Source organism: Silvibacterium dinghuense, from assembly GCF_004123295.1.
Lineage (GTDB): Bacteria > Acidobacteriota > Terriglobia > Terriglobales > Acidobacteriaceae > Silvibacterium > Silvibacterium dinghuense.
Genome location: NZ_SDMK01000004.1, coordinates 149,621 through 165,809, shown reverse-complemented (window position 1 = coordinate 165,809; position 16,189 = coordinate 149,621). Strand labels below are relative to the sequence as shown.

General features: G+C 63.0%; 14 protein-coding genes. 12 read left to right on the top strand and 2 right to left on the bottom strand.

Translation table 11 applies throughout. The features are described 5' to 3' along the window. Positions 1-198: 198 nt before the first annotated feature. The 12 genes from ESZ00_RS16870 (at position 199) to ESZ00_RS16820 (ending at position 13,445) form a co-directional block, all read left to right on the top strand. Positions 199-822: an HAD family hydrolase gene (locus tag ESZ00_RS16870; protein ID WP_129209493.1), complete on the top strand. Its 624-nt coding sequence runs from the start codon at positions 199-201 to the stop codon at positions 820-822. Positions 823-830: 8 nt separating this feature from the next. Beyond that, the gene (gene gnd, locus ESZ00_RS16865) at positions 831-1,790 is read left to right on the top strand and encodes a phosphogluconate dehydrogenase (NAD(+)-dependent, decarboxylating) (protein WP_129209492.1); all 960 of its coding nucleotides are present in this window, start codon (positions 831-833) and stop codon (positions 1,788-1,790) included. A gap of 197 nt (positions 1,791-1,987) precedes the next feature. Continuing rightward, positions 1,988-3,526: a glucose-6-phosphate dehydrogenase gene (zwf, locus tag ESZ00_RS16860; protein ID WP_129209491.1), complete on the top strand. Its 1,539-nt coding sequence runs from the start codon at positions 1,988-1,990 to the stop codon at positions 3,524-3,526. A gap of 93 nt (positions 3,527-3,619) precedes the next feature. Continuing rightward, positions 3,620-4,417: a 6-phosphogluconolactonase gene (gene pgl / locus ESZ00_RS16855; RefSeq protein WP_129209490.1), complete on the top strand. Its 798-nt coding sequence runs from the start codon at positions 3,620-3,622 to the stop codon at positions 4,415-4,417. Further along, positions 4,414-5,436, top strand: a complete 1,023-nt coding sequence (gene glk / locus ESZ00_RS16850; protein WP_129209489.1) for a glucokinase — start codon at positions 4,414-4,416, stop codon at positions 5,434-5,436. Before pgl ends, glk begins: the two co-directional genes overlap by 4 nt. Before the next feature lie 12 nt (positions 5,437-5,448). Continuing rightward, positions 5,449-5,805 (top strand): copper resistance CopC family protein, encoded by a 357-nt coding sequence (locus ESZ00_RS16845; protein WP_129209488.1) that lies wholly within the window; start codon positions 5,449-5,451, stop codon positions 5,803-5,805. A gap of 34 nt (positions 5,806-5,839) precedes the next feature. Continuing rightward, the gene (locus ESZ00_RS16840; RefSeq protein ID WP_129209487.1) at positions 5,840-7,492 is read left to right on the top strand and encodes a copper resistance D family protein; all 1,653 of its coding nucleotides are present in this window, start codon (positions 5,840-5,842) and stop codon (positions 7,490-7,492) included. 312 nt (positions 7,493-7,804) lie between these two features. After that, a complete protein-coding gene (locus tag ESZ00_RS16835) occupies positions 7,805-10,399 on the top strand; it encodes a M1 family metallopeptidase (protein ID WP_129209486.1) in 2,595 nt (864 codons plus the stop codon). A gap of 194 nt (positions 10,400-10,593) precedes the next feature. Beyond that, positions 10,594-11,325 carry a YggS family pyridoxal phosphate-dependent enzyme gene (locus ESZ00_RS16830; RefSeq protein ID WP_129209485.1) on the top strand — a complete coding sequence of 244 codons (732 nt, stop codon included), beginning with the start codon at positions 10,594-10,596 and terminating at the stop codon, positions 11,323-11,325. Positions 11,326-11,334: 9 nt separating this feature from the next. Beyond that, positions 11,335-11,646 (top strand): DUF167 domain-containing protein, encoded by a 312-nt coding sequence (locus tag ESZ00_RS16825; RefSeq protein WP_188590854.1) that lies wholly within the window; start codon positions 11,335-11,337, stop codon positions 11,644-11,646. Between the two features lie 104 nt (positions 11,647-11,750). Further along, positions 11,751-11,903: a hypothetical protein gene (locus ESZ00_RS20135; protein WP_164981575.1), complete on the top strand. Its 153-nt coding sequence runs from the start codon at positions 11,751-11,753 to the stop codon at positions 11,901-11,903. Positions 11,904-12,002: 99 nt separating this feature from the next. After that, the gene (locus ESZ00_RS16820; protein WP_129209484.1) at positions 12,003-13,445 is read left to right on the top strand and encodes a sodium:solute symporter family protein; all 1,443 of its coding nucleotides are present in this window, start codon (positions 12,003-12,005) and stop codon (positions 13,443-13,445) included. Positions 13,446-13,659: 214 nt separating this feature from the next. On the opposite strand, the gene ESZ00_RS16815 is transcribed toward ESZ00_RS16820, so the two are convergent. Together ESZ00_RS16815 and ESZ00_RS16810 are read right to left on the bottom strand one after the other, a co-directional pair. Next, a complete protein-coding gene (locus tag ESZ00_RS16815; protein WP_129209483.1) occupies positions 13,660-14,103 on the bottom strand; it encodes a hypothetical protein in 444 nt (147 codons plus the stop codon). 310 nt (positions 14,104-14,413) lie between these two features. Further along, positions 14,414-16,126: a S53 family peptidase gene (locus ESZ00_RS16810; RefSeq protein WP_129209482.1), complete on the bottom strand. Its 1,713-nt coding sequence runs from the start codon at positions 16,124-16,126 to the stop codon at positions 14,414-14,416. Positions 16,127-16,189: the final 63 nt, after the last annotated feature.

The window sequence follows — 16,189 nt, the reverse complement described above, 5'->3', positions numbered from 1 at the left end:
AGATCTTGGATCTGGCCGGTTCCCGCGGCCTCTCCCCGCGATCGCAATGGGGACGCATGGCCGGGAACGGCCGCAATCCTGCCGGGCGCTGTTCAGGGCTCCTGCATTTGTAACTCTCACCCGTACAGATTTATCTCTTTCAACTCTGCTTTTTTCTTCTTAACCACGAAACACAGCAAGATCAAGACAAAGGAAGCCATGAGCGAGATCACGACAGTTCTCTGGGATATCGGCGGGGTTCTGCTGACCAATGGCTGGGATCACCACAGCCGTGCCCGGGTGCTTGAGCGCTTTGGGGTGGACAAGGCCAGGTTCGAGGCTCTGCATCCGGAAGCCAACGATGTCTGGGAAAAGGGCTTCATCACGGCGGACGAATATCTGAAGCGCACCGTCTTCACCGAGCCGCGCAACTTCACCCCGGAGGAGTTCCTGGCGGCGATGAAAGCCGAGTCCGCGCTGCTCGAGAACACGGCGATGCCGGTGCTCGAGGACCTGGCCTCTTCCGGCTCCGTGGACCTGGGCATGCTGAACAACGAAGCCAGGGAGCTGAACGACAATCGCCTGGAGCTGTTTGGGCTGCACGCCTACTTCGACGTCTTTTTCAGCTCCTGCTATGTGGGGCTGCGCAAGCCGGATGAGAAGATTTACCGGCTGGCGCTGGATGTGCTGCAGGTGGAAGCGGACGAGGTGGCCTTCATCGACGACCGCGCCAACAATGTCGAGACGGCGAAGTCGCTGGGTATTCATGCGATCCGCTACGAAGGCCCGGAGGCGCTGCGCGCCTCTTTGCGCGGGCTGGGTGTGGAACTGAACGAAGACTAAGAACCGAGATACACAAGCACCGATTCACGAAAACCGATTCAAGAAACCGGAGGAAGCAAGCGATGGAACTGGGAATCATTGGACTTGGCAAAATGGGCGGCAACATGGCCCAGCGTCTGCATGACGGTGGACACAAGATTGTCGGCTTCGACTTCAGCGCGGACGCGCTGAAGCGCCTGAATGACGCGGGCTCGAAGGGCGTGACCTCGCTCGAAGACCTGGTGAAGAGCCTGACCGGACGCCGCGCGATCTGGATCATGGTTCCGGCCGGCGATCCGGTCGACGAGACGATCGCGAAGCTCAAGCCCTTCATGAACAAGGGCGATATCTTCATCGACGGCGGCAACTCGAACTACAAGGACTCGCAGCGCCGTCACAAGGAGCTGAAGGCCGAAGGTTTCGACTTTGTCGACGTGGGCACCTCGGGCGGCGTGTGGGGCCTCAAGGAAGGCTACAGCATGATGATCGGCGGCGATGACGAGCCGGTCCAGTACCTGACGCCGATCTTCGAGACGCTGGCTCCGGCCAAGGACAAGGGCTGGGGACACACCGGTCCCGCCGGCGCGGGCCACTTCGTGAAGATGGTCCACAACGGCATCGAGTACGGCATGATGCAGGCCTATGCCGAGGGCTTCTCGATCTTCAAGGCGAAGGAAGAGCTGAAGCTGGACCTGCCGCAGATCGCCGAGATCTGGCGTTATGGCAGCGTGGTGCGCTCGTGGCTGCTCGACCTGACGGCCGAGGCGCTTGAGAAGAATCCGACGCTCGAAGGCCTCGAGGCCTACGTGGCGGATTCGGGCGAGGGCCGCTGGACGGTCTTCGAGGCGATCGACCTGAACGTTTCCGCTCCGGTCATCACCGAGTCGCTGATCCGCCGCATCCGCTCGCGCGAGCAGAACAACTTCACCGATCGCATGATCGCGATCCAGCGCAATGCCTTTGGCGGCCATGCCGTCAAGAAGGACTAAGCGATAACCAGCAACATGGCCGGCGGCGGGAGAATTCCTGCCGCCGGCATTTTCAGATCACCGGCAGTTTTCTCATCAAGCAGTCTTCACCATTTGCATGTAACGTGAGTTCCCCGGGGTACTGCGACCAGTGCGCAGGACCATGAATCGAAAGAAGCAGGAACAAGAACGAGAAGCACGAAAGGCAAGGAGGAAGCATGGCGACCACAGAGATCAAAATCGCTCCGGAGGATGTGGCGAGCGCAGCCGAAGCCCACGAGCGGATTCCGGAACCGGGGGTCGTCGTGATCTTCGGCGCATCGGGTGACCTGACCAAGCGCAAGCTGCTGCCGGCGCTCTTTCACCTGGAGCAGGCAGGATTGCTGCCGGAAAAGATTCGCATTGTCGGCGTGGCGCGCCGCGATCTGGGCGACAGCTTCGCCAAGGATATGCGCGCGGGCATTCTGGAATTCGGCGGCGTGACGGAAGAGGATCCGAAGCTGGAGTCATTCATTGCCAAGGTCAGCTATCACGCGATGAACTTCGACGACGATGGCGGCTACGAGGCGCTGAAGGAAAAGCTGGCCGAGTACGACAAGGAAGTCGGCACCAAGGGCAATCGCCTGTTCTACCTTGCGGTCGCGCCGGAATACTTCTCCGACATCGTCGACCACCTGGGCAAGCATGGCATGGCGAAGTCGGAAGAGGGCGCGGTGCGCGTCATCATCGAGAAGCCTTTCGGTCACGACCTGGAGAGCGCGCGTGCGCTCAATGCCGATATCAGCAAGGTCTTCGAAGAGCAGCAGATTTTCCGCATCGACCACTACCTGGGCAAGGAGACGGTGCAGAACGTGCTGGTCTTCCGCTTTGCCAACGGCATCTTCGAGCCGATCTGGAACCGCAACTACATCGACAACGTGCAGATCACGGCGGCCGAGAGCATCGGCATCGAGGGCCGCGGGCCGTTCTATGAGAAGGCCGGCGCGACCCGCGACATCCTGCAGAACCACCTGATGGAAGTGCTGTCGTTCGTGACCATGGAGCCGCCGGTGAGCTTCGAGGCCGATGCGGTGCGGCAGGAGAAGCTGAAGGTCTGGAAGGCCATCCAGCCGATCAAGGAAGAAGACACGGTGCGCGGCCAGTATGGTCCGGGCACGGTGGGCGGCAAGGAAGCGATCGGTTATCGCCAGGAAGACCGCGTGAGCCCCGAGTCGCAGACTGAGACCTTCGCCGCGGTGAAGCTCGAGATCGACAACTGGCGCTGGGCGGGCGTGCCGATCTATATCCGCGCCGGCAAGCGGCTGGCCAAGCGCGTCACCGAGGTGACGGTGCAGTTCAAGCAGCCTCCGATGCTGCTCTTCAACAAGGCGGCGGCCGGTCCGTGCGGGCAGATCCAGCCGAACCTGATCACCATGCGCATCCAGCCGGATGAGGGCATCTCGCTGCGCTTCGGCGCGAAGCTGCCCAGCCCGGATATGACGGTGTGCCCGGTGGTGATGGACTTCAAGTACTCGCAGGCCTTCGGCACCAATACCGCCAACGGCTACGAGCGCCTGCTGCTGGACGCGATGCTCGGCGACGGTACGCTGTTTGCGCACCGCGACGGCGTGGAAGTGACCTGGGAGCTGTTCACGCCGCTGCTGGAGGCGTGGACGAAGACCAAGCAGGACTTCCCGAATTACGACAGCGGTTCGTGGGGCCCGAAGGCCTCCGACGATCTGCTGAAGCGTGACGGCCGGAAGTGGCAGAAGCTATAAATCACCAGGAACAGGACGGGGATCCGGATGCCGGGTCCCCGTTTGGCATCAGAAGAGAAAGAACCACCAGGAAGATTCAGGTAGAAGACGCACATGGCAAAGACGACGCAGGTAGAGTACCGGGTCTATGAGGGCGCGGCCGAGCTGAGCAGGGCCGCCGCGGAGCATTTTCTGGAATCGATCCAGGCGGCAGTGGCCGCGCGGGGCCGGGCACGGGTGGCCATCTCCGGCGGCAGCACGCCGAAGCGCACCTTCGAGCTGCTGGCCAACGCCAGCGAGCGCTACGAGAAGGAAATGCCGTGGGACAAGATCGAGCTCTTCTTCGTGGATGAGCGCACGGTTCCGCCGACGGACAAGGACAGCAACTACCGCATGACGAAGGAGACCCTGCTCGAGCATGTGCCGCTCAAGCCGGAGCAGGTGCATCGCATGGAAGGCGAGCTGAACCCGGAAGAGGCGGCGGCGCGCTACGAGTCGACGATCCGCAACCAGTTCAAGCTGGAGGGCGCGGAGACGCCGGTCTTCGACGTGCTCGCGCTGGGCATGGGCGACGATGCGCATACGGCTTCGTTGTTTCCGCACACCGAGGCGATCCACGAGCTGGCCAAGATTGTGACCGCGAACCACGTTCCGCAGAAGGACACCTGGCGGATCACGCTGACCTGGCCGGTGATCAATGCGGCGCGGGATGTGTTCTTCCTGATCGGCGGCAAGGACAAGACCGAGCCGCTGCACATGGTGCTGCTGGGCGAGTACGACGTGGAGACGTATCCTTCGCAGCTGATCCAGCCGAAGAGCGGCAAGCTGCTGATGCTTCTGGATAAAGACGCCGCAGCCAAGCTGCCGGCGGTGGGCGCGGACGGCGTGGGCCGGCTGGAGGTCACGCGATGATCCTGGCCGGAGATGTAGGCGGCACCAAGGTCCACCTGGCGCTGTACGAGTTTCAGCAGGGCCGGCTCACGCATGTGCGCGACGAGAAGTTTCCCGCGCAGCAGCACGCGGGGCTGGAAGAGATTGTGCGGCTGTTCTTGGAACAGAGCGGATCGCCGGAGGTGACGGCGGCCTGCTTCGGCGTGCCGGGACCGGTGCGCGGCGGCCGGCTGAAGCTGACCAACCTGCCGTGGGTGCTGGACACGCGCGAGCTGTCGATGGACCTGAAGATCGACCACCTGTTCCTCATCAACGATCTGGAGGCGAATGGCTACGGTATCCCCGAGCTGGCCGCCGATCAGATCTTCGAGCTGAGCGCGGGCGATTCGGGCGTGGTGGGCAACCGGGGGCTGGTCTCGGCCGGTACGGGGCTGGGTGAGGCGATCCTGGTGTGGAACGGCAAGACGCATACGCCGATGGCCTCCGAGGGCGGCCATGCCGACTTTGCGCCGCGCAACGATCTGGAGATCGACCTGCTGCGCTATCTCCAGAAGACGCTGGGCGGCCGGGTGAGCTTCGAGCGCGTGGTTTCGGGGCTGGGGCTCAAGAACATCTACAGCTTCCTGCGCGACGAGAAGAAGCTGGACGAGCCGGCGTGGCTCAAGGAGCGGATGGAGCAGGAAGATCCGAATGCGGTGATCGGCGAGCTGGGCGAATCGGGCCAGAACGAGCTGTGCGCGAAGACGCTGGATGTCTTTGCGGCCTCGTACGGCGCCGAGGCCGGCAACCTGGCGCTCAAGGTGCTGTCGGTGGGCGGGATGTACCTCGGCGGCGGCATCGCTCCGAAGATCCTGAAGAAGATGCAGGACGGCGTGTTCATGAAGGCGTTCACCGACAAGGGGCGCCTGAGCGACCTGCTGGTGCATACGCCGGTGCGGATCATCCTAGACAGCCGCTGCGCGCTACTCGGCGCGGCAGCCTTTGCGGAAGCACGGGCAGCGGAGCTGAGCGGCGCGTCGGTTCGCGCAGCTTCACGGTAAGGGAAAGGAAACATGATGAAGAAGACGCTGCTGAGCCTGGCACTGGTGCTGGGCTGCATGCTGGCGGTGCCGCGTGCCTTCGCGCACGCGGTGCTGGTGTCGTCGACTCCGGCGATCCATGGCACGGCGCATGGACCGGATGTGGAGATCGCGCTCAAGTACAACTCCCGCGTGGACGGGGCGCGCTCCACGCTGACGCTGGTGAAGGTAGGCGGCGCCTCGCAGGCGCTGACGCTGGAGAAGCAGCCCGCGCCGGAAGAGCTGCTGGCGCATGCCAAGCTGGGCGTGGGTGAGTATACGATCCGCTGGCAGGCGGTCGCGGCGGACGGGCACATCACGCGCGGCGAAATTCCTTTCACTGTTAAGTAATTTAGGGAAGTAATTCGACAGGGCATAGACGAACGTGGTCTGGTTCACGCAGGTTTTCGACCTGCTTTCGGTACTGCTGCGGGCCTTTGGGCTCGCCTTTGAGGCGCTGACGCTGGGGGGATGGCTGGTCCTTCTCCTGGTGGCGGCGCCTTCTGTGTTTTCCGGTGAATCGCCGGCGGCTGCGCGACGCGCGGTGGGGCGTGGCGCGAGCTGGGCGGCTCTTGCGCTTCTCGTGGTGCAGGCCATGGCTGCGGCCGAGAGTGCCGTTGAGCTGATGACGAGTTCAGGGATGCGCTTCGCCGAGGTGGCGTCGGCGGATTTCTTTCGCGCGGATGTGGCGATCGTCGTTGCCGCTCTCGCATGGTTTGTGCTGTTAAGGATGATGGCGGTGCGCGCCTCGCGTGCTGCGGCGTGGCTGGGTGCGGTCTTCGCGCTGGCGCTGCTGGCGGGCTCAGTGATGCTGAGCCATGCGCCTTCGCAGCTGACGCATCGCGGGCTGCTGGTGGTGCTGACCGCCGCGCATCACGCCGGTTCGGCGGCGTGGATCGGGGCGATGCCGTGGCTGCTGATCGCGATGCGCCGCGTGGACGACGGCAAGACGCTGCATGCGATGGCGCGGCGCTTCTCGGCGATGGCGATGGTGGCGGTGGTGACGCTGACGGCCGCGGGCGTGGGCATGGCGTGGTACTACGTGCGGAGCTGGGATGGCCTGTATGGCACGGCATACGGTGCGCTGCTGGTGGCGAAGATCGTTCTCGTGCTCGTGGCGCTGCTTCTTGGCGCTTCGAACTGGTGGTTGTTGCGGGCAACGCGGGGCGAGGCGCAGCCGGTGCTGACGCGGCTGCGGCGCTTCAGCGAGGCGGAGATCGGGCTTGGCTTCACGGCGATCCTGCTGGGGGCATCGCTGACGGCGCAGCCTCCGGCGGTGGATATTCATGCGGACCGGCTGACGGGGCATGAGCTGATGCAACGCTTCGCGTGGAAGACGCCGCTGATGACCACGCCATCCTTTAACAAATTAAGTAAACGGCAGGACCTCAAAGACGATCTCGAGGAGACGTCGTTTACCGGCGGGTCGGAGAACGACGCGATGGACCGCGCGTGGTCGGAGTACAACCACCACTGGGCGGGGATCATCGTGCTGGCTGCGGGTTTGCTGGCGCTGGCTCGCCGCGCAGCCGGGCAGCGCGGCGGCCCGGTGCTGCGCCCATTGCTGGCAGGCTGGCCGCTGCTGTTCATCGGTCTCGCGGTGTTTATTCTGCTGCGCGGCGATCCCGATGCGTGGCCGCTGGGGCCGAGGCCGTTCTGGGGCAGCTTTGCCGAGGCCGAGGTGCTGGAGCATCGCATCTTCAGCGTGCTCATCACCGGTTTTGCCGTTTTCGAGTGGGCTGTCGAGACGGGTCGTGTGCGGCAGCAGTGGGCGGCGCTGGTGTTTCCGGCCATGTGCGCGGTGGGCGGGGCGTTTCTGATGACGCACTCGCACGCTCTTGGCGAAGTCAAGGACGAGACGCTGGTGGAGATGAGCCACACGGCGATCGCCGTCTTCGGCGTGCTCGCGGGATGGAGCCGCTGGGTGGCGATACGGTTGAGCGCGCGCGAAGGCCGCGCGGCGGCGGTGCTGAACTGGGTGTGGCCGGTGTGCCTGGCTCTGGTGGGGCTGGTGCTGCTGGATTATCGCGAAGGCTAAGGACTGGCCGTCCCGGCCTTTTGCTTTGCGTGGCGCTCCCGCTGGTCGCGATCTAGCATTCTGCGAACCCACATCTCGAACAGAACGAGATGTGGGGCACCCAGATTCTCCGTTGACATTCAAAGAGGGCGGCTCACTCAAGCCGGTGTTGCCTGGGTGGAGAGATGGATGTTTGTCTTATGCTCTCCCCTGAGCCCTGAGCCCTGAGCCCTGAGCCCTGAGCCCTGAGCCCTGTCTTTGCGATATCGTGGAGATGGTGTCTTCCGCTTTCCCCACGCCGGCCGGATGCCGATTTCATCCTTGAGGCAGTCCATGTCTGCTTGTACCTCCCGCCTTCTGCGCGGAGCTTTGCTTTTTGCCACCGCGACGGTTACGTTTTCCGCCTTCGCACAGCGTATTCCCGACAACGTGATCCCGGAGCACTACGCGCTTTCTCTTACGCCGGACCTGAAGGCGGCGACCTTCCTGGGCAGCGAGAAGATCGATGTGCTGGTGAAGCAGCCTACGGATGCGATCACGCTGAATGCGGCGGAGATCAAGTTCCAGAGCGTGACGGCGAAGGTGGACGGCAAGGAGCTGAAGGCCGATGTGACGCTGGACGATGCGAAGGAGCAGGCGACCTTCCACTTTGCGAAGACGCTGCCTGCGGGACGCATCACGCTGGCTGTGGAGTACTCGGGCATTCTGAACGGGCAGTTGCGCGGCTTCTATCTTTCGAAGACGGCGAAGCGCAATTACGCGGTGACGCAGTTTGAGCCGACCGATGCGCGGCGCGCCTTCCCGTCGTTCGACGAGCCGGGATACAAGGCCACCTTTGACGTGAGCATCACGGTGGACAAGGGCGACACGGCGATCTCGAACACGAATGTAATTGCCGATACGCCGGGCCCGATTGTGGGCGAGCACACGCTGCACTTTGCGACGACACCGAAGATGTCGACGTACCTGGTGGCGTTTCTTGTCGGGGATTTCCAGTGCACATCGGGCGAGAGCGACGGCGTGCCGATCCGCGCCTGCGCGACGCCGGACAAGGTGCAATATACGAAGTTTGCGGTGAAGTCCGCGGAATACGTGCTGCATTATTACGACACGTATTTCGGCATCAAGTATCCGATGCCCAAGCTGGACATGATTGCACTGCCGGACTTTGAAGCCGGTGCGATGGAGAACTTCGGCGCGATCACCTATCGCGAGACGGATCTGCTGATCGACGAGAACACGGCTTCGATCGGCGCGAAGGCGAATGTCGGCATCGTGGTGGCGCACGAGATGGCGCACCAGTGGTTCGGCGACATGGTGACCATGCAGTGGTGGAACAACCTGTGGCTGAACGAAGGGTTTGCCACCTGGATGGAGAACAAGCCCATTGAGGCGTGGCATCCGGAGTGGAAGCTGACCGAGGATGTGGCGGCGGGGCTGAACGGCACGCTGAACCTCGATGCGCAGCGCACGACGCGCACCATCCGCGCGGAGGCGAACACGCCGGATGAGATCAACGAGATGTTCGACGGCATTACGTATGGCAAGGCCGGCGCGATGCTGCTGATGGTGGAGAACTACGAAGGCGCGGAGACCTTCCGCAAGGGCGTGCATAACTACCTGGCGGCGCACATGTACGGCAATGCGACGGCAGAGGACTTCTGGAACGCGCAGACCGAGGTGAGCCACAAGCCGATCGACAAAATCATGGACAGCTTCGTGTCGCAGCCGGGCGAGCCAATCCTGACCTTCTCCGAGCCGAAGGAGGGCAGCGTGGCTGTGAGCCAGCAGCGCTTCTTCCTGAGCCCGAGCGCGAAGGAAAATGGACCGCAGTCGTGGGCCGTGCCGGTGTGCTTCAAGACCTCACAAGAAGGCGGCGATTGTGAAGTACTGACCGGTGAGCAGGCGACGCTGAAGACGCCGCAGACTTCGTTCTTCTTTGCCGATGCGGAGGGCAAGGGCTACTACCGCTCCAGCTATCCGGAGGCGGAGTATCGGCAGATTGTTGCACATGTGAACGATCTGACCCCGGAGGAGCGCATTGCGCTGGTGGGTGACCAGTGGGCGCAGGTGCGCGCCGAAAAGGCTTCGGTAGGCTCGTTCCTGAAGCTGGCTGAGGCGGTGAAGGACGACAGCAGCGCGGCAGTGGTTTCGACCGCGGTCGGCGCCGTCGGCACCATCTATGCGCAGGTTGCAGCGACACCGGAAGAGAAGGCTGCGCTGCGGGCGTGGGTGGTAAAGATCTACAAGCCGGCGCTGGAGCAACTGGGCGAGGCTTCGTCTTCCGATCCGGCGGATAAGAAGGAGCTGCGCGCGACGCTCTTCGGCGCGGTGGGCGGCCTGGGCAAAGATCCTCAGGTCATTGCCGAGGCGAAGACCATCGCGGCGAAGTATCTTGCCGATCCTGGCTCGGAAGATGCAACGCTGGCGCAGACGGCGCTGGCCATTGCGGCGGCCAATGGCGACGCGGCTTTCTACGATCAGCTGCAGAACCTTGCCGAGTCGTCGACGAAGCCGGAGTTGCAGGAAGAGGCTCTGCACCTGCTGGCGAGCTTCAACGATCCGGCTCTGGTGCGCCGCACCTTTGAGTATGCGATCTCCGGCAAGGTGCGCAACCAGGACTCGCCGTTCCTGATCCTGGGCCTGATGCGCGGTGGAGAGACGCGTGACCTGGCGTGGCAGCTGATCCAGCAGAACTGGGACAAGGTGAGCGCGCAGATGACCACGATGATGGGCGGTTACCTGGTGGCGGGCTCGGGCAGTTTCTGCTCGGCAGAGAAGCGCGACGATGTGGTGAGCTTCTACTCTACGCACAAGGTGCATGCGGCCGAGCGGGCGCTTTATCGCGCGAAGGACCAGATGAACGACTGCATCGAACTGCGCTCGGCGCAGGAGCCGAAGCTGAAGAGCTGGATCGCGGGAGAGTAGTTCAGCTCTTAGCTTCTAGCTTTTAGCTTGATTGTGTTGGGTGGGAGGCAGGAGTGCTTCCCACTTTTTTTGTCGTGAGTGGGCACGAACCCTTCGGACGTCTTTTGGCATCCTGCGAACCCACATCTCGAGAAGAACGAGATGTGGGGCACCCGGAGTCTGCGCCATAGAATGGAAGGCGGAGAGGTGTTGGAGTGAGTACGTTTGCGGAGAGGCTGGCGATCATCGAAGAGAGGATTGCGGCGGCGTGCCGGCGGGCGGGGCGCTCGCGGGACGAGGTGCGGCTGATGGCGGTGTCGAAGACGCATCCGGCCGAGGCGCTGGAAGAGGCTGTGGCCGCGGGCGTGCGGCTCTTCGGCGAGAATCGCGTGCAGGAGTTCGAGCGCAAGAAGGAATCGCTGACGACCGCGGTGCGCGCGGGCGCGGAGCGTGAGGGGATTGAGGTTCACCTGATCGGGCATTTGCAGTCGAATAAAACCGCCAAGGCTGCGAAGCTGTTTTCCGGTGTGGATACGGTCGACTCTGTAAAGGTGGCCGAGCGGCTGAGCGAGGCTGCGCTGGCTCTGGGTGTGCGGCTGCCGATTCTCGTTGAGATCAAGCTGAGCGGCGAGGCGGCGAAGACGGGTGCCTCGCCGGATTCGGATGAACTGCGCATGCTCTTCGAGCGGGCTGCGGATTTAGAGGGCATCGAGGTGCGCGGCGTGATGACAGTGCCGCCGCTCGATGACAATCCGGAGACGGCGCGTGCTTGCTTTCGGCAACTACGCAGCCTGAAAGAGGGATGGGCGCAGACATATCCGAAGTTGAGCTTCGAGGAGCTTTCGATGGGCATGTCGGGCGACTTCGAGATTGGTATCGAAGAGGGATCGACACTGGTGCGGATCGGGACGGCGCTGTTTGGCAAGCGTGAGTATCCGGTAGCGTGAGCCGCAGGCGTGACCTTTGCAGACGCAGTGCGCGATGAGCCGGGCGGCGTGACGATTGCCGTGCGTGTGACTCCGCGCGCGAGCCGCAGCAAGATCACCGGCATCTATGAAGACCCCGATGGTGCGCGGGTGAAGATCGCGCTGGCCGCGCCTCCGGTAGATGGGAAAGCGAATGACGCGCTGTTGGCGTTTATGGCAGACGTGCTGGGAGTGCCGCGCTCGACGGTGACACTGGTGGCCGGAGATACTTCACGCAGCAAGCGGTTGCGCGTGGCGGGGATTTTAGCGCGGGATGTGTGTGCGCTCCTGGATCGTAGGTAGAGCATAGCCTCCCACGTCTCAGAATCGAAACGTGGGGCACCCGAGACTGGCGATTTATTCTGCTGTGGTACTCTCTTGGCGCTTTAAGAAGGGGATGGAGAGCTATGAAACCTAACCAGCCATTTGATAAGTGGGCATTCGCGAACGAGTACCTGCAAAAACATCTTCCTGAGATCATCGTCGAGGCAGCTAAGAAGAACTATTCAATCGACGATGATATCCGAGATTTAACCGACCCTAAACCGAAGAATGACTAGCTACGAGCCTGAGCACTGATCCCGGGAAGATTGAACTCTTGCTTTGTGTGGATGGGGATGTAGACTCTTCTTTCATCTCCCATTCAACGTTGGAGTCCGATGTCGCCTTTGTATGCTGCTGTTCTGGGCGTGATTATTGTCACGCTGCTGGTTGTTTCGCTGCTGCGCGCGCGCACGGTCAAGACGAAGGCGGACTTCCTGGTCGCGGGCCGGTCGCTGCCGGCGTTCGTGCTGGTGTTTACGCTGCTCTCATCGTGGATCGGTTCGGGTTCGCTTTTGGCGGGTGCGGAGAACGCATACCGGCACGGCTTTGTGGCGCTGTGGCAGGGCGGCGGCGGATGGGCCGGGCTGCTGTTGATCTACTTCATTGCGCCGCGTGCGCGGCGGTTCGCGCAGTTCACCATTCCCGATCTGCTGGAGGCGCGCTACAGCCAGCTGGCGCGCGTGCTGGGCGTGATCGCGGTGCTGTTCGCTTACACAGCGATTACCAGCTACCAGTTCATCGGCGGCGGCGACATTCTGCACCTGATCTTTCCCACGGTGATCTCGGCCACGGCGGGCAAGATTCTGCTGGCGGTGTTTGTGACGCTGCTGACGGCGATCGCGGGCATGTCGTCGGTGGCGTACATGGACGTGGTGATCGGCCTGCTCGCGACGGTGTCGATGCTGGTGGCCTTTCCGGTGCTGGTACACGCGGCGGGCGGATGGGATGCGGTGCGGCATACGCTGCCGGCGACGCACTTCCAGGTGCTGGGCGACTATACGCTGCTCAAGGCGCTGGAGCTGTTTCTGCCGACCTGCCTGCTGATGCTGGGCAACCAGTCGATGTATCAGAAGTTCTTTTCGGCGAAGAGCGAGAAGGACGCGCGCGTGGCCGTGGTGGGCTGGATTGTGGGCACGGTGATTCTCGAGACCGTGATCGTGGCGCTGGCCGTGGTCGGCTCGGCACTGTTCAAGGGTGGCGAGGTGGCGAATCATCCGCGCGAAATTCTTGCCTACAGCGCGTTGCATGGCATGCCGGGAATCCTGGGTGCCGTGCTGATGGGCGCGATCTTTGCGAAGGTGATCTCGACGGCGAACAACTATCTGTTCTCGCCGGCGACGAACCTGATCGAGGACGTCTTTGCGCGCTACATTGCGCCGGGGGCTTCGAACAAGACGATCCTGATCGTGTCGCGGCTGATGGTGGTGCTGCTGGGGGCGTGGGCGCTGTGGCAGGCGATGGGCACCGAGTCGGTGCTGGCGAAGGCGCTCTACGCGTACACGGTGTACTCGGCTGCGCTGACGCCGGTGATCCTCGCAGCGTTCTACTGGAAGCGGGCCAATGCGGCGGGCGCGGTGAGCGCAATTGCGGCAGGCACGTTCGTGACGGTGTTCTGGAATACCGCCTTCGTGCATAGCTACCTGCCGGCGGCGATCGCTGAGCGGGATGCGATCTTCCCGGCGCTGATTGCGGCGGTCTTCTGTCTCTTCGCGGTGAGCCTGGCGACCAAGCCTCCGCGGCCGGAGCAGATAGCGCTGACGGCAGAGGAGCACGTCTAGCCAGGTAAAACTGGCTGGCGCCTGCATAAAGCGCAGAGCTGAAATGATCTGGAAATGAGGCAGGCTTCCGCATGTGTGCCGGAAGCCTGCCCGTTATGCTTTAACGCAGAAACAGGACAACCGTACCCATGCCGTGTGGATGCAGGTGGCCTTTTCTTGAGGAAAAGGCCACGGAGAGCATGTGCCAGCCGGGTATACCTGTCCTGATTCTGCTTTAGCGACGTCCGCCGGGGCCGCCGCGGCCGCCACCGGAGAAGCCGGGGTGACGTTCGCCGCCGGGGTCATGACCGGCATTGCCGATGTTGCCGCGTCCATCGCGCGCTTCGTTTCCGCGGAAGCCGCCGAAGGCTGCTTCGCCGCGTCCGGGAAGCGGACCGGCGTAGCCGTGATGGGGATCCCAGCGGTTATCGACGTGGCCGTAGAAGCCATGCGGGCCATGGAACCAGGGGCCGGCTCCGATAAAGATGCCGCCGGAGAACCAGTCAGGCCCATAGTAGCCATAAGGGGCGCAATTGTATGGGGCGTAGTCGAAATATCCGTAGGGGCAGACTGGCGCGGGGCCAATGTTCACGACAACCTGGGCTGTCGATACTTTAGGCGCACTGCATACCAGCGCAGCACTGAGAGCTGAGAAAGTGAGCCACTTCCAACGAGACATAAATCCCTCCTCCAACTGGCAATAACGCCATTTGAGTGTAATGGAGAAGGCTGCGATGCGTCTCAAATGCGGCCTGCCGCACCTGATTTTTTGCGCCGGGCCGAGTATTTGCATAGATGAACGATTTGTCATGTTGCGTGGCGATCTGTTGGGCCGAGCGCATATCCGGGAAGAAGCCTATATGCAATCGATACCGTTACAAATGCCGAGGTGAGAGCAAAACAGCCTGATCTGCCAGGAGTTGCGCGGATCAGGCCGTTCTGTTTTTGGCGGCGGCTGGGGGAAGTGGTTTGCAGCTCAGGAGAAATGCTTACGGGGCAAGGGTGGTGATGAGCGCGGCCTTCGGGCTGCCCCAGCCGGTGACCAGGTCATAGCCGGTCACGGCGGAGTAGCTGCCGGATTTGCCGCTGGTGATGTCGTGGAAGTTGGTGGAGTAAGTGGACGTGAGGTTGTCGGGGTAGATAGTGGGATCGAGGAAGCCAGCGTAGGACTGTCCGTTGGCGGTTGCCTGCTGGTTGGAGAGGGCGATGAAGCCGGCCCACATCGGTGCGGCGAAGCTGGTGCCTCCGTACTCGTTGGCCAGGCAGGTGGTCTGGTCGGCGCAGGTGTAGAAGGTGAAGTTGGCGTTGGCGGAGACGTCAGGACCGTTGCGATAGGTGGTCGAGCCTTTATTCGTTGAGGTGATGACGCCGGTGAGTTTTTGCCACGAGGGGATGGCGATCTTGTCAGGCGAGATGCCGCCACCGGAGTCAGACCATGCTGTCTCGGAGGCCCATGGACCGGCGGCTTTGCTGGTGGTGAGATCGGTGCCGCCGACGGAGATCACGTAGGCGGCGTCGGCGGGCCAGGCCTCGTTGCGGCTGGACCAGGTGGAATCGTCACCGGAGGCGGCGAAGAAGCTCTGCCCCTGTGCGGCCATCTTCTCGAAATACGGATTCAGCGTGGTGGGGTCGGCGGGTGTCCATCCCCAGGAGCAGCCGATGGTGGTGGGCAGCGGGCTGTGGGTGGTCATGGCGCCGAGGATGGCGGTGTCGGTGGAGCCGATGTACATGACCAGCGAGGCGAGGCCCGGCGCCATGCCGAGGGCCTGGGTCATGTCAAGGGTCTGTTCGGTGTCGTCGCAGTCGCCGCCGGCGCGGCTGTAGACGCAGGAGGTGGAGGTGCCGTCGGTGGAGAGCAGGGTGATGGGCACGGAGTTGGTCTGGCCGACGTTCTTGTAGTAGGTGGTGAGGTCGGCGAGGTCGGTGCCTTCGTATTCGAAGAGGCCGAGGTTCTGGCCGGAGCCGGTGAGCGCGGTGCCGCCGTAGTAGGCGGCGCGCATGTCAGAGCCGAGGAAGGAGGACGATGGGCCGGAGCCGGTCGTGGCGTGGGTAACGAGCGTCTTCGCGTCGACGCCGCGCGCGGCGGCCGTCTGGGTGCGGCTGACGTAGAGCGGATGGGGGAGGGAGTAATTATCGAGGCCGGAGATGTGCCAGAGCGAGAAGTTGAGGCTGGTGGTGGGCTCGCGGTCAGGCGCGTAGAAGGTGCGACTCTCGGTCGGGTGCTGGTAGGTGTTGAGGGTGATGTGGAAGGCGGATTCGATGGCCGAGACGGTGCCCTTCACCTGCACATCCATGCTCCCGATGGAGCCGCCTGTGACGGTAAGACCGTTCGATTTCGCGAACGTTACGACGGCGTCGTAGTCGGCCTGTGAGGGGCCGAAGCGCTCGGTGAACTGGGCCGGAGTGAGGTAGTGGTGGTAGCTCGAGGAGGAGGGGGTGTAGAGATCTTCGAGAAAGCTTTCGAGAGCGGATTCATCGCTGAGCGGCAGCACGATGTCGAGCGAGAGGGTCTGCGAGGAGGGCAGGTGGCCGACGTACTGGGCAGAGCCGGTGCGGACGGCGTCGCGGACATGGTGCGTGGAGAGGTACTGCGCGTGGGCGCCGGCTGCGGGCAGCAGGGCGGCGGCGAGGAACAGAGCAATACGCGGGCAGGAGCAGCGAAGCGCGGCGGGCAGCGCGATTCTGAAGCGGAATACGCTCATGGCGGGGGGTCCTTGGGTTCGGAATTGTGACAGCAAGTAGCCAGAGCCGCGGGGCAAGGATGG

Bases quoted from the DNA above. Each gene is read 5' to 3' on its own strand.
- ESZ00_RS16870 (WP_129209493.1), top strand. From the start codon at position 199: ATGAGCGAGATCACGACAGTTCTCTGGGATATCGGCGGGGTTCTGCTG.
- glk (WP_129209489.1), top strand. From the start codon at position 4,414: ATGATCCTGGCCGGAGATGTAGGCGGCACCAAGGTCCACCTGGCGCTG.
- ESZ00_RS16845 (WP_129209488.1), top strand. From the start codon at position 5,449: ATGATGAAGAAGACGCTGCTGAGCCTGGCACTGGTGCTGGGCTGCATG.
- ESZ00_RS20135 (WP_164981575.1), top strand. From the start codon at position 11,751: ATGAAACCTAACCAGCCATTTGATAAGTGGGCATTCGCGAACGAGTAC.
- ESZ00_RS16835 (WP_129209486.1), top strand. From the start codon at position 7,805: ATGTCTGCTTGTACCTCCCGCCTTCTGCGCGGAGCTTTGCTTTTTGCC.
- ESZ00_RS16815 (WP_129209483.1), bottom strand. From the start codon at position 14,103: ATGTCTCGTTGGAAGTGGCTCACTTTCTCAGCTCTCAGTGCTGCGCTG.
- zwf (WP_129209491.1), top strand. From the start codon at position 1,988: ATGGCGACCACAGAGATCAAAATCGCTCCGGAGGATGTGGCGAGCGCA.
- pgl (WP_129209490.1), top strand. From the start codon at position 3,620: ATGGCAAAGACGACGCAGGTAGAGTACCGGGTCTATGAGGGCGCGGCC.
- ESZ00_RS16820 (WP_129209484.1), top strand. From the start codon at position 12,003: ATGTCGCCTTTGTATGCTGCTGTTCTGGGCGTGATTATTGTCACGCTG.
- ESZ00_RS16810 (WP_129209482.1), bottom strand. From the start codon at position 16,126: ATGAGCGTATTCCGCTTCAGAATCGCGCTGCCCGCCGCGCTTCGCTGC.